The 13,401-nt window shown below is 65.6% G+C and carries 13 protein-coding genes; 6 read left to right on the forward strand and 7 right to left on the reverse strand.

Features of this window, described 5'->3' with window-relative positions; translation table 11 throughout:
* Nucleotides 1-4 precede the first annotated feature (4 nt).
* The 4 genes from G404_RS0103140 to G404_RS0103155 are packed head-to-tail and all read left to right on the forward strand — an operon-like array spanning nt 5 to nt 3,686.
* A complete protein-coding gene (locus G404_RS0103140) occupies nt 5-382 on the forward strand; it encodes a reverse transcriptase-like protein (protein WP_028639799.1) in 378 nt (125 codons plus the stop codon).
* On the forward strand, nt 370-918 hold the full coding sequence (locus G404_RS0103145; RefSeq protein WP_028639800.1) for a pseudouridine synthase: 549 nt from the start codon (nt 370-372) through the stop codon (nt 916-918). The genes G404_RS0103140 and G404_RS0103145 overlap by 13 nt, the downstream gene beginning before the upstream one ends.
* Nucleotides 919-975: 57 nt before the next feature.
* A complete protein-coding gene (locus tag G404_RS0103150) occupies nt 976-1,440 on the forward strand; it encodes a (2Fe-2S)-binding protein (RefSeq protein ID WP_156906172.1) in 465 nt (154 codons plus the stop codon).
* Entirely contained in the window at nt 1,437-3,686 is a 2,250-nt protein-coding gene (locus G404_RS0103155; protein ID WP_028639802.1) for a xanthine dehydrogenase family protein molybdopterin-binding subunit, read from the forward strand. Before G404_RS0103150 ends, G404_RS0103155 begins: the two co-directional genes overlap by 4 nt.
* On the opposite strand, the gene G404_RS0103160 is transcribed toward G404_RS0103155, so the two are convergent.
* Complete coding sequence (locus G404_RS0103160; protein WP_028639803.1) at nt 3,687-4,493, reverse strand: CHAP domain-containing protein; 807 nt, start codon at nt 4,491-4,493, stop codon at nt 3,687-3,689.
* 195 nt (nt 4,494-4,688) lie between these two features.
* Here G404_RS0103160 and der point away from each other — a divergent pair, with 195 nt between their 5' ends.
* Together der and G404_RS0103170 are read left to right on the forward strand one after the other, a co-directional pair.
* Complete coding sequence (gene der, locus G404_RS0103165) at nt 4,689-6,080, forward strand: ribosome biogenesis GTPase Der (protein WP_028639804.1); 1,392 nt, start codon at nt 4,689-4,691, stop codon at nt 6,078-6,080.
* On the forward strand, nt 6,080-6,478 hold the full coding sequence (locus G404_RS0103170; RefSeq protein ID WP_036520202.1) for a DUF983 domain-containing protein: 399 nt from the start codon (nt 6,080-6,082) through the stop codon (nt 6,476-6,478). Before der ends, G404_RS0103170 begins: the two co-directional genes overlap by 1 nt.
* 78 nt (nt 6,479-6,556) lie before the next feature.
* Here G404_RS0103170 and G404_RS0103175 read toward each other — a convergent pair whose 3' ends face one another.
* From G404_RS0103175 to G404_RS0103200, 6 genes are all read right to left on the reverse strand, one after another.
* A complete protein-coding gene (locus tag G404_RS0103175) occupies nt 6,557-7,732 on the reverse strand; it encodes an acetyl-CoA C-acyltransferase (RefSeq protein ID WP_028639806.1) in 1,176 nt (391 codons plus the stop codon).
* 27 nt (nt 7,733-7,759) lie between these two features.
* Nucleotides 7,760-9,340 carry a class I adenylate-forming enzyme family protein gene (locus G404_RS0103180; RefSeq protein WP_245584365.1) on the reverse strand — a complete coding sequence of 527 codons (1,581 nt, stop codon included), beginning with the start codon at nt 9,338-9,340 and terminating at the stop codon, nt 7,760-7,762.
* A 1-nt stretch (nt 9,341) separates the two neighbouring features.
* Nucleotides 9,342-10,598 carry a 3-hydroxyacyl-CoA dehydrogenase gene (locus tag G404_RS0103185; RefSeq protein ID WP_028639808.1) on the reverse strand — a complete coding sequence of 419 codons (1,257 nt, stop codon included), beginning with the start codon at nt 10,596-10,598 and terminating at the stop codon, nt 9,342-9,344.
* Between the two features lie 19 nt (nt 10,599-10,617).
* On the reverse strand, nt 10,618-11,865 hold the full coding sequence (locus G404_RS0103190) for a serine hydrolase domain-containing protein (protein ID WP_028639809.1): 1,248 nt from the start codon (nt 11,863-11,865) through the stop codon (nt 10,618-10,620).
* Nucleotides 11,866-11,889: 24 nt separating this feature from the next.
* A complete protein-coding gene (locus G404_RS0103195; RefSeq protein WP_245584366.1) occupies nt 11,890-12,717 on the reverse strand; it encodes a thioesterase family protein in 828 nt (275 codons plus the stop codon).
* A gap of 102 nt (nt 12,718-12,819) precedes the next feature.
* Nucleotides 12,820-13,377 carry a TlpA family protein disulfide reductase gene (locus G404_RS0103200; RefSeq protein ID WP_245584367.1) on the reverse strand — a complete coding sequence of 186 codons (558 nt, stop codon included), beginning with the start codon at nt 13,375-13,377 and terminating at the stop codon, nt 12,820-12,822.
* Nucleotides 13,378-13,401: the final 24 nt, after the last annotated feature.

Genomic DNA, 13,401 nt, shown 5'->3' on the forward strand with positions numbered 1-13,401 from the left:
GGCCATGAAAATCTGGTTCGATGGCGGGTGCCGTCCCAATCCGGGGGTCATCCGCACCGCTGTCGTGGCGGGCGGGCGCACCTTGCAGCGGGGCGATCACCCCCGCGGCGACAACAGCGATGCCGAATGGCTGGCGCTGCTCGATGCGGTCGCGGTGGCGCGGCAACTGGGGCTGTCCGACGTCGTCCTGCTGGGCGATTCGGCGCTGGTGGTGGGGCAGGCACGGGGCACGGCGCGGCGGGTGCCGCGCCGGTTTCATGGCTATCTGGCGCAATTCCACGCGGCCGTCGCAGGCTTTGACCGGGTGCGGGTGCGCCATGTCGCGCGGTCGCACAATCTGGCCGGAATTGTGCTCGACAAGGATGGCGCATGGCCCGCCTGATTGCGTTCAACAAACCCTGGGGCGTGCTGTCGCAATTCACCGACGAGGGTGATCGTCCGACTTTGGCGGCGCATGTCGCGGTGCCGGGGGTCTATCCGGCAGGGCGGCTCGATCGCGACAGCGAGGGGCTGTTGCTGTTGACCGATGATGGACGGTTGCAGGCGCAGATCGCCGATCCGCGTTTCAAATTGCCCAAAACCTACTGGGTGCAGGTCGAAGGCACTGCGACCGAGGCCCAACTGGCGCAATTGCGGCGCGGGGTCATGCTGAAGGACGGGATGACCCTGCCGGCCGAGGCTGAAGCTCTGGCGCCGCCCGACTTGTGGCCGCGCGATCCGCCGGTGCGGGTGCGCAAGACGGTGCCCGATTGCTGGATCAGCCTGACCATCCGCGAAGGCCGCAACCGCCAGGTGCGCCGCATGACCGCAGCCGTTGGCCTGCCCTGCCTGCGGCTGGTGCGCTGGCAAATCGGCGACTGGACGCTTGCGGGCATTCCCGCGGGCGAATGGCGCGAGCTTGCGCTGCAAGGGCGTTGACCTTCGCGGCGGCCCGGCGCAGTTTTGCCCGAAAATACGCCCAGCGGAGATTCACCCATGATCAAGCTGCATGTGAACGGCACGCTGCATACCATCGATGCCGAAGGCGAAACCCCGTTGTTGTGGGTGATCCGTGACAATCTGGGCATGACCGGCACCAAATACGGCTGTGGCATCGCGCAGTGCGGGGCATGTTCGGTGATGATCGACGGGGTGGTGACGCGGTCATGCGTGACACCCGTCGAATCCGTGGCGGACAAGGCCATCACCACGATCGAAGGCATCGAACAGGACCCGGTGGGTCGGCGCGTGGTCGAGGCGTGGGTGCGGCATCAGGTGCCGCAATGCGGCTATTGCCAGTCGGGCCAGGTCATGGCGGCAACGTCGCTGATCAAGGCCAAGGCGCATCCCACCGATGACGATATCAACGCGGCCATGATCAATCTGTGCCGTTGCGGCACCTACACCACCATCCGTGCCGCGGTGCACGATCTGGCGGGCAGCGCGGAGCACGCGGCATGATCACCGATCTGTCGCACGACCTGGCGCTGGACACGGGCGCACCGGTCAATATCTCGCGCCGCCGGTTCCTGATGGCCGCTGCCGGGGCCTCGGCAGGCGCGTTCGTGCTGGGCTTTGGCCTGCCGATCGGCCAGGCACGCGCCGAAGGTGCGGTGGTGACGCCGGGCACACGCGTTGCCGCGTTCCTGGAAATCCGCGCAGACGGCACGATACGCCTGCAAAGCCCATTTGTCGAAGGCGGCCAGGGCATCTTTACCGCCATGGCGCAGATCGTCGGCGAAGAGCTGGATGCCGATCCAGCCACGTTCGTGGTGGAAAATGCCAGCCCCGGACCCGATTACAAGGTCATGGGCACGGGCGCCGGGCGTCGTATCACCGGGGGCAGCAATTCGGTCCGGTCAAGCTATGCCACGATGCGCCGGCTTGGCGCCAGTGCCCGCGCGATGCTGGTGCAGGCGGCCGCGCTGCAGTGGGGCGTACCCGTGGGCGAATTGACCACCGCGCCGGGCCATGTGATCCACGCCGCATCGCATCGAAGCCTGGCCTATGGCGAACTGGCAAAAACGGCGCTCGATCTGCCGGTGCCCGCGCCCGAAACCGTGGTGCTGAAGGACAAGGCGCAGTTCCGCTGGATCGGCAAGTCGGTGGCGCGGCTGGATGTGCGCGCCAAATCGACCGGCAAGGCCGCCTATGCGATCGATGCCAAAGTGCCGGGCATGGTCCATGCCGCGGTCCAGCACGCGCCGCGCTTTGGGATGGAGCCGGACAGTATCGGCAACGCCGATGCGATCAGGGCGATGCCGGGGGTTCACTCGGTGCATCTGCTGCCGGGGTGTGTCGCGGTGGTGGCCGAACGGTTTTGGCATGCCCGCCGCGCGGTCGAAGCGGCGCGGGTGAATTGGCGCGAACCGGCCGACCCTGCGGCGATCCGCGCGATGCCGGCGGATTTTTCGACCGAGGGGTTTGCCGCACGGCTCGCCGCGGCCGATGGTCCGGGTGATGTCGCCGAACATGTGGGCGATGCCGCCCACGCCATGACCACCGCGGCCAGCGTGATCCGCGCCACATATCAAAGCCAGTTTCTCAACCATGCGCAGCTGGAACCACCATCCGCGCTGGCGCGATTCAACGCCGATGGAACGCTGGACGTATGGTTGGCCAACCAGGCGCCGGATCTGTTCGTGGCCGATATTGCCCAGCGCACCGGCCTGACGGCTGAAAACATTGCGCTCCATTCGCCGATGATCGGCGGGTTTTTCGGGCGCCATTTCAAATATGCCGGGGCCAGCCCGTATCCGCAGGCAATCGCCCTGGCCAAGGCGGTGGGCCGCCCGGTGAAAGTGATCTGGACACGCGAAGAGGAATTCCTGCGCGACACCCTGCGCCCGATGGCGGTGGTCCAGTTCCGCGCCGGGCTTGATGCCGCGGGCCTGCCGGTCGCGATCGAGGCGTTCAGCGCGTGCGAAGGTCCCGGCGAAGGCCAGGCCAACAGGCGCGGGGACAAGCTCGATGCCGCCGCGCTGGAGGGGGTAACGGGCAAGCAATATGCCATTCCCCACCGTCATATCGCGCAACGCTATGTCAAATCGCCGATGGCGCTGGGTTATTGGCGCTCGGTCGGGCATTCGATGAACGATTTTTTCTATGAATGCTTTCTGGACGAAATCGCCGACAAGGGGGGCAAGGACCCCTATGACCTGCGGCTGCATCTGCTTGCCGACAACCGCCGCCTGTCGACGTTGCTCAAGGCTGTTGCCGAAGCCTCGGGCGGGTGGAAGGCCGGGCCCTATGTGGCGCCCGATGGATCGCGCCGCGCGCGTGGGGTGGCCATGGCATCGCCGTTCGGATCCGAAACCGCTGCGATTGCCGAGGTGTCGATCGAAGGCGGCGAGGTGAAAGTGCACGACATCTGGCAGGCGATCGATCCGGGCACGGTGGTCAATCCGGCGATTGTTGCCGCGCAGGTCACGGGCGCCTCGGCCCTGGCGCTGAGCCAGTTGCTGGTCGAAACGGCAGTTTACAGGGACGGTGTGCCGGTGGCGCGCAATTTCGATGGCTATCAGGTGTTGCGTCCCGATCGCATGGCGCGCGTGCACACGCGAATCGTCGAAAGCGGCGAAAAGATGGGCGGGATCGGCGAACCGGGCCTGCCGGCAGTGCCGCCGGCGGTGGCCAATGCGGTGTCGCGGTTGACCGGCAAACGCGTGCGTGCGATGCCGCTGGCCGGACAGACCGTTAACGCGTGATCAGCGGCTGGCGCGTTTCATGTGGGTCGCGATGATCCGGCCGATCGGATCGTCGCGCAATGACGGGGCGCTGGCCAGCCGGGCTGGCGCGGGCGCCGGCGCGGCAGCGGCAACGCGCGTCTGGGGCCGCGCCACCAGCATGTTGCGCTCAGGCGCAACAGACGCAGACTCGATCCCTTTCAGAAAATTGGCGTCGATCCGGTGCGCCACCGGTGCAGATGCTGCCAGCCGCGTCATCCGCGGCACTTCGGCAGAGGCGAGAATGACCGCGCGCGGCGCCAGCATCTCGTCGCCATTGCGTGGCTTCTGCTTGTAGATAAAGCCGTTCACCGGCCAGCGGGTGGTGCCCAGATCACCGATCGGGGCATACCACACGCGCACTTCGCTCCAGTCGTTGGCAGGCGACACATCGACTGCACGCACGTCCAGTTCGACATTGCCGCGCCGTCCGTCGATCGGCGACCAGTTGGCATGGCGCAGCAACACGGTGCGTTCGTCGATGATCCGGCTGACCATGGCCACATGCCCAAGCGTCATCGGACCATGCGGGCGAAAGCTCATCACCGCGCCCACTTTGGGCTGACGACCACGGGCATATTTGCCGTCGGCCTGGTCCCACCAGGTGTGCGCATCGCCGTACAGCTGGATCCCCGACGCCTCGCGCGCAAACGGCACGCATTGGCGATAGGGCAAGGCGTCGGCATCATCGCTGTCGTCGCTGGCATCAATATTGGGCACAATTCCCGCCGGACGGGCCTGTGTTGCCGTGGGGGCAATCTGGGTGAGCAGCGCCAGCGCAACGGCCACGCTCCATCCCCAATTGGCCCGTACCCAACGGCCGGCCTTGTCTACGGTCCATCCCTGCATGGTCGTCCATTTGGACCAGCGCTGGTTAAAGCGCTGCGTTGGGACAGGGTTAATGCTGTGTAAGCGGATGTGGTAAGCGGCTTGGACAATCGCATTTGCTTGCCTTTCTGCCGACAAACCGGCACGGCGGCGCGCATGTCTGCCCCCCAAAAACCCCACGTTGTCATCATCGGCCGTCCCAATGTCGGCAAATCCACACTGTTCAACCGGCTGGTGGGCAAGAAGCTCGCGCTGGTCGACGATCAGCCCGGGGTGACGCGCGACCGCCGACTCGGCGATGCGGATCTGCTGGGCCTGGCATTCACCATTGTCGACACCGCCGGATGGGAGGACGACGATCCTGCCACGTTGCCCGGCCGCATGCGCATGCAGACCGAGGCTGCGCTGGCCGGCGCGCACGTGGCGCTGTTCGTGATCGATTCGCGCGCCGGGCTGACCCTGCTGGACGAAGAAATCGGGCGCCACCTGCACGAATCCTCGGTGCCGGTGATTCTGGTCGCCAACAAGGCCGAGGGCCGTGCGGGCGATGATGGCGTGTTCGAAGCGTTTGCGTTGGGCTTTGGCGAGCCGATCGCGCTGTCGGCCGAACATGGCGAGGGGCTGAGCGATCTGTTCCAGGCGCTGCTGCCGCTGGTGGGTGAACCCGACGACGCCGCAGAGCACGACGAAGACGAGCCCGAGTACGACCCGCAAAGCGTGCTCAAGCTGGCGATTGTCGGCCGCCCGAACGCGGGAAAATCGACCCTGATCAACCGCATTCTGGGCCAGGACCGGCTGCTGACCGGGCCAGAGGCGGGAATTACCCGTGATTCGATCGCGATCGACTGGACCTGGCACGACCCCGCCAACGGCGATGCACGGCCGGTGCGCCTGATCGACACCGCCGGAATGCGCAAAAAGGCGCTGGTGGTCGACAAACTGGAAAAACTGGCGGTGGCCGATGCGCGCCACGCGGTCGATTTTGCCGAAGTCGTCGTGCTGCTGCTTGATGCCACGCGCGGGCTGGAACATCAGGATCTGAAGATCGCCTCGCTCGTGCTTGAAGAAGGCCGCGCGCTGATCATTGCGATCAACAAGTGGGATATTGCCGAAGATCCCAGCGGGCTGTTCAACGGCGTGCGCACCGCGTTGGAAGACGGCCTGGCGCAAGTGCGCGGGGTGCCGTTGATCGCGGTATCGGCGCGCACCGGCAAGGGGCTCGACGCGATGATCGCCGCCGCGTTCGAACTGCGCGATGCGTGGAGCAAGCGCGTGCCGACCGCCGCACTCAATCGCTGGTTCGATTCGGCGCTGTCGGCCAATCCGCCGCCCGCACCCGGTGGCCGCCGGATCAAGCTGCGCTATATCACGCAGGCCAAGACCCGCCCGCCGGGCTTTATCCTGTTCGGCACGCGGCTTGACCAGTTGCCCGAAAGCTATCGCCGCTATCTGGTCAACGGCATCCGTCGTGAACTCGGGTTTGACGCGGTACCGATCCGCCTGACGCTGCGCAGCGCCAAGAACCCGTTTGCCGACAAAGCCAAGTGATGCCCGACCTGCCGCGCACTTTGTGGGCCGCGATGGCCCGCGGGATTGCAGGCACATGTCCGCGTTGCGGCGGGGCCCACCTGTTTGCGCGATTTCTGAAGCCGGTTGCCCGCTGCCCGCTGTGCGCACAGGACTGGTCGGTGCATGCTGCGGATGATTTTCCGCCTTATGTCGCGATCATTGTCACCGCGCATGTCATGGCACCGATCATGATCCTGCTGGGCAGTTCGGCCACTCTGCCGACATGGGTGCTGGTGGCCATCGCGCTGCTTATCGCCATGCCGATGCTGATGGCCCTGCTGCAACCCGCCAAAGGCGGGATCATCGCGCTGCAATGGTGGCTGGGCATGGCCGGTTTTGCGCCAAGACCGGGCAAGGTCGAGGCCGGGGCAGAATAACCGCCGGCCCGGCCTCGCAGCCCGCGGACTGGCGCCTTTCGCGGGACCTGCCGATCCCGCGAAAGGCGATTGCCAGGATCAGAAGATCTCGAACAGGCCCGCGGCACCCATGCCGCCGCCGACGCACATCGTCACCACGGCGTATTTCGCACCGCGACGCTTGCCTTCGAGCAGCGCGTGGATCGAACAGCGTGCACCGGTCATGCCATAAGGGTGACCGATCGAGATCGAGCCGCCGTTCACATTGAGCAGCGCGTCGGGAATGCCCAGACGATCGCGGCAATAGAGCACCTGCACGGCAAAGGCCTCGTTCAGTTCCCACAGGCCGATGTCGGCGACAGTCAGGCCGAACCGGCCAAGCAGCTTGGGAATGGCATAGACCGGGCCGATGCCCATTTCATCGGGCTCGGTACCGGCCACGGCCATGCCGACATAGCGCCCCAGCGGGGTCAGACCCTTTTTCGCGGCGGTTGCGGCCTCCATGATGACCACGGCGGCCGAACCGTCGGACAGCTGGCTGGCGTTGCCCGCGGTCACAATCCCGTCGGGCAGCACGCTCTTGAGCGAATTGAGGCCTTCGAGCGTGGTTTCGGGACGGTTGCCCTCGTCCTTGGTCAGGGTCACTTCGTGCATGGTCACCGCACCCGTGGCCTTGTCGGCAACGCCCATCGTGGCGGTGACGGGCACGATTTCATCGGCGAACAGGTTGGCGGCCTGCGCGGCGGCGGTGCGCTGTTGCGACTGGAACGCATAGGCATCGCAGGCGTCGCGGCCGATGCCATAGCGCGCGCCGACCACCTCGGCGGTCTGCAGCATCGGCATGTAGATCGCCTTGTGCATCGCATAAAGCTCGGGATCGGGCTGCACGCGCATGTCCTTGGTCTGGACCACGCTGATCAGTTCCTGTCCGCCGGCGGCGACCACGTCCATGCGGTCAAAGATCACCTGCTTTGACGCGGTGGCGATTGTCATCAGGCCCGACGAGCACTGGCGATCCATCGACTGGCCCGAAACCGTAACCGGCAGCCCCGCACGCAGCGCCACCTGGCGTGCGATATTGCCGGCTTGTGCGCCCTGTTGCAGCGCCGCGCCCCACACCACGTCGTCGACTTCGCCGCCTTCGATCCCGGCGCGTTCTACCGCGGCGCGCAACGAATGTGCGCCCAGCGTGGCCCCGCCGGTGGCATTGAACGCGCCCTTGTAGGCACGGCCGATCGGGGTGCGGGCGACCGATACGATGACTGCATCACGCATAATGGAAAATCCTCTCGTTTTGTAAAATCAGGAAAAGGCGTGGGTTACCGGGTTGCCGCCAAAACGGTCGCGCAGGGTCCGCTTCAGCACTTTGCCGATCGCGCTGCGCGGCAGTTCATCGACCACCGCGATTGCGCTGATCCGCTGCGTCTTGCCCAGATGGCTGTTGGCCTGCGCCAAAATCGCCTGCGGATCGGCGGCGGGATCGGCCAGCACGACAACGGCCAGCGGGGTTTCACCCCATGTGTCCGACGGCACCCCGATCACCGCGGCTTCGCGCACCGCGCTCTGGCAGGTCAGTTGCGCCTCAAGATCGGTGGGAAAAATGTTGAACCCGCCCGAAATGATCATGTCTTTCGACCGGTCCATCAGGATCAGGAAGCCGTCTTCGTCAAACCGCCCGACATCGCCGTGGCGGATATAGCGGCGTCCTTCGTCGTCGTGCCATTCCACTTCGCGGGTCTTGGCATCCTGGCGGTGATAGCCGTTCATCATCACCGGCGAATGGCCGACGATCTCGCCCGTTTCGCCTTGTGCCACTTCGTGGCCGTCTTCATCGATGATCTTCATGATGTGCCCGGGCGAGGGCCGGCCCACGGTATGCAGCTTGTCGGGAAATTCGTGCGCCACCAGGATCGCCGAGGCGCCGCCTTCGGTCATGCCATAGGCCTCGAGCAGACCGCCGGGCCAGCGTTTGAGCACATCGGCCTTGAGCCAGGCGGGAAACGGGGCGGATGTGCTGGATTTCATCACATAGGACGACAGGTCGAATTGGTCGAACGTGGGCAGTTCCATGATGCGGCGGTATTGCACCGGCACCAGCATGGCATGGGTCACGCGTTCGGCCTGCGACAGTTCGAGGAACCGCTGCGCGTCGAACCTGGCCATCAGCACGACTTTGCCGCCACCCGCCAGCGCCGGGAAAAAGCTGACCAGCGTGGTGTTGGAATAAAGCGGGGTCGAACAGATCACGCAAGTGTCGTCGCCATACCCGCCGGCCAAGGTGCGCCGGGCATATTCGTGGCGCATCTGGTGGCTTTGCACGATCCCCTTGGGTGTGCCGGTGGTGCCCGAGGAATAGATGATGTTGAACGGGTGGTGCGGCGCGATCGTCACCGGCGCGGCGCGGGTGCCGGCAGGCGGCAGCCAGTCCGACAGCGCGATCCCGGCATCGCTGTCATCCAGTGCGATGCGGGTCACGTCTGCCGGAAACGGCAGATCGGCCAGCTTGTCGGCCATCGCCTTGTCGAGGAACAGCACGCGCGCGGTGCTGTCGGCCAGCATGGCCAGCACGGTGTCGCCCGCAGCACTGCTGGTCAGCAACGCGGCAGCGGCGCCTGCGCGCAAGATCCCGGTGAACGCCAGCGCCGCCTCGACCGAATTGGTTGCGGCGATCGCCACCGGCTCGGTCTGCGCGATCCCGGCGGCCTGCAACCCGGCCGCGAAACGCTCGGTCCGGTCGCCCAGCTCGGCCCAGGTCACCTGGCGGTGTTCGTCGGCCAGTGCGATGGCCCGGCCCCGGCGGGCGGCGTGGGCGGCCAGAATCGCGGGCAGCGGCAGGAAATCTGCCGCCACCACGTCCGCCACGCTGATCGGGCCGCCGTCCATCTCAGTTGAAGGTTTCGCCGGCCGCAGCCTTGGCCGCCAGCAACGGGGCCACCGGCTGACCATGACGGGTCAGACCATCGACCACGGTGTTCAGGCCGATATGGTCGGCCCAGTACATCGGACCGCCGGTCCATGCCGGCCAGCCGTAGCCGTTCAGCCAGACGGTATCGATATCGCCTGCGCGCTGGGCAATGCCTTCGGCCAGGATCAGTGCGCCTTCGCTGACCATCGGGTACAGCAGGCGCTCGCGGATTTCATCCTTGCCGATTGCGCGTTGCGGCTTGCCCTCTTTGGCGGCGAACCGGGCAATGATCGCCTTGACCTCGTCCGACGGCGTGCGCTGACGGTTGTCGTCGTAGTCGTAAAAGCCTTTTTTGGTCTTCTGTCCCCAGCGACCCACCGCGCACAGCGCATCGCGCAAGCTTTCGATACGCGCAGGATCGCGGTGCCAGCCGATGTCGACACCGGCCAGATCGGCCATCTGCCACGGCCCCATGGGAAAACCGAATTCAAGCAGCGCTTCGTCCACGTCCCAGTAATTGGCGCCTTCCATGATCAGCGCGTGGGCGGCGGCCTGACGCGGGCTCAGCATGCGGTTGCCGATGAAGCCGTGGCACACGCCCGACACCACCGGAATTTTGCCGATCCTGACCGACAGCGCCATCACGGTGGCCAGTTCGGCGGCGCCGGTGGCTTTGCCACGCACCACTTCGAGCAGTTTCATGACATTGGCGGGTGAAAAGAAATGCATGCCCAGCACCGATGCAGGGCGCTTGGTGATCGCCCCGATCGCATCGATATCAAGATAGCTGGTGTTGCTGGCCAGGATCGCGCCGGGCTTGGCAATGGCGTCCAGCCGCCCGAACACCTCTTGTTTGACGTCCATGCTTTCATAGACCGCCTCGATCACCAGATCGGCAGCCGCCAGCGCGTCGAAATCAAGCGTCGGGGTCAGCAGGCTGATGGCCTGTTCGGCCAGTGCCGCATCCATCTTGCCGCGCTTGACCGTCGCCTCGTAATTGCGGCGGATCGTCGCGACGCCGCGATCCAGTGCCTCCTGGCTGGTTTCGACGATCGTTACCGGAATGCCGGCGGTCAGGAAATTCATCGTGATCCCGCCACCCATCGTGCCGGCGCCGATCACGCCGACCTGGTTGATCGGGAGAAGCGCGGTGTCTGCCGGAATGTCATCGATTTTTGCAGCGGCATGGCGGGCGGCGTCGATATGATCGCGGGCGCCTTGGATCGGGTCGGACATGACGTGTTCCTTTCGGGTTTCAGGCGCGGCTGTCGATCAGCGCGGCGTAAATGAGCGTCTTGAGCTGTTCGCGGATCGGAAACACCACCGATGGGCCGACCTGGGTCATGAACACCATCGACAGGCCCTCGGCCGGATCGACAAAGAACTTGGTCGAATAGATCCCGCTCCAGAAAAATTCGCCCGCGTTGCCGGGCGTCAGGTTGCGCACCGGATCGGTGGTCACCGCAAAGCCCAGGCCAAAGCCGGTGCCCGCCTGCTTCGGGTCGCTGAACAGGCCTTGCGCGATCTGCGGCAGATCAGCGGGTGCGTCATCGGGCAGGCGCAGGTGGTTGGCAGTCATCAGCCGCAGCGTTGCGGGGCTGACCAGATGCACGCCATCGGCGCCGCCACCGCCGACCAGCGCGCGGCAGAACCGGTGATAATCGGCCAGCGTCGAAACCAGGCCGCCACCGCCGCTTTCAAAGCGTGGTTCGCGCAACGTGGCCGAGTTTTCCGCCGGGTCCAGCACCTGCAACGGCTGGCCGGGCGCCGGTGCCCACCACGCATCGGTCAGCCGGTGTCCCTTGTCGGCGGGGCAGGAAAAGCCGGTATCGACCATGCCGAGCGGATCGAACAGGTGGGTTTTCAGAAATGCGCCAAGGCTTTGCCCCGACAGCCGGCTGACAATCACCCCCAGCACATCGACCGACACCGAATAGGCCCAGGCATCCCCGGGCTGAAACGCCAGCGGCAATTTGGCCAATGCTTCGATAAAGGCGTCATTGCCCGCCAGGCTGGCATGGCCGTCGAGCCGCCCCTTGCGATAGGCGGCATCGAGGTTGTTGCGGTTCTGGATGCCATAGGTCAGGCCCGATCGGTGGCTCAGCAGATCGACCATGCGCATCGGCCGCGCGCGTGGGCCGGGCACAAACGGCGCTTCGCCGCCACCACCGGCATAGATCCTGAGATCGGCAAATTCGGGCACGACTTTGGTCACCGGATCATCAAGCGCGACCAGCCCCTGTTCGACCAGCATCATGAACGCGATCGACACGATCGGCTTGGTCATCGAGGCAATGCGGCAGATCGCATCGGGTGACCAGGGCGTGCCATCGGCGCGCATCCGGCCCATTGTCGCGCGCCACACCGGCACCCCGTCGCGCGCGACCATGATATCGGCGCCGGGAAACCGCCCGGTGCCGATATAATCGCGTTCGACAAACGCCGCCACGCGGTCCAGCCGCGCGGGATCAAAACCATGATCGGCAGGGTTCGCCAGCTTCATTCCAGGGTCCTCTTATGGCTTGTCTTAACCGAAAATCGCCACCGATTGCAGGCCGCGCATCACTTCGGTGCCATCGGTGTTCCACATGCGCAGGGTCTCGCTCGAAAAGCCATCGGCCATATGGTTCGATGCGGTTTCCAGCAGCCACCAGCCATCGCGGGTGGTGGGGTTTTCGCCCAGCAGCGTCAGCGACCAGTTGATCGAACTGAGCGGGCCGGGGCGTTCCATGGCGCGCATCGATCCGGGCGGCAGCGTGTCGCCGATCGCGACCAGTTCGGCATAGGGGTCAAGGCCATCGCGCTCTTTCAGACGCACCCAGCGGCGCACCGCAATCTGCCCGTCGCCGCCGCGCGGACCGGCACGGCGCAAGTCCAGGCGATGGATGAACGCCGGCGATCGGGGCAGGGCCGCGACCGGTTCGGCCTGTTCGGGTGCAATCATCCGGTCAAGCCGGTCGGCAGCCCTGGACCCGTTGCCATCGCGCGCACGGCCAAACAGCCAGGTTGCGCGATGCGCCAGCGCGCCATCGCACCACAGCGTGGTTTCGACATGGCTGACGCTTTTGCCGGTGCGCAGCATCGTGGCGCGGGCCTCGATATCTTCGCCCACCGGGCCGATGAAACCGATTTGCGCGGCGCGCAATGGCGGCAGATCGGGAAAGCTGCGGATCGCGCAAAGATAGGCGATATAGCTTGATGCCCCGCCATACATCGTGCGGCCCTGCATCCAACCGGCGGCTCCGTGCAGTTGAAAACGGTCGCCATCGCGCACCAGCCGGTCGGCCAGTTGCGGCAGCGTCAGCGCCCCTTCGACCGTGTCCTGCTGCATCGTGCTGTCCAATTCCGACTCCATTTAACCGGGTGGTTAGGGGATTGCACGGCGCACGGAAAGGGGCTTTGCGCACAAACCTCGGCGCGTGAAACACGCGGGTTTGCACGGGTTTTGCACTTTCCCCTACGGCATCGCGGGGGCGATCAGCGCATCGCTGTCTGTGGCGGACCAATCATGCGCCCCCGCCATGCGCCAGACTTCGCGGCCCTGTGCATCATACAGCACGCTGGTCGGCAGATCGCCGGCATTGTAAAAGAATGCCAGCGTGTTTTCGGGGTCGAGCCAGGGGTGCAGATGATCGAAATGGTGGCTCGACAGCGTGGCCGCCACTTTTTGCGGCGATCCCGAATCCTGCGACACCGTGACCACCGCCAGGTGCCCGGCCTGCCGCGCGGCAAGCGCATCTAGAGTGGGCATTTCCTTGACGCAAGGCGCGCACCAGGTGGCCCACAGATTGATCAGGACAGGCTTGCCCTTCAGGCTGGCGATGCCAAGCTTTGCCCCCGACGGGTCGGTGACAGTCATCGTCGGCATCGCCGAACCCTTGTGACTGGTGTCGATCTTGCCCGCAAAGCCGTCGGCTGCGGGTGCGGACGGGGCTGCGGCGGTGCTGGGCGGTTGCGCCGGGGCGCGCGCGTCTCTATCGCAACCCGACAGGGCCAGCGCGGCCAAACCAACCACCAAGGGCAGACGACGGGCAATGAG

The organism is Novosphingobium acidiphilum DSM 19966 (assembly GCF_000429005.1).
Lineage (GTDB): Bacteria > Pseudomonadota > Alphaproteobacteria > Sphingomonadales > Sphingomonadaceae > Novosphingobium > Novosphingobium acidiphilum.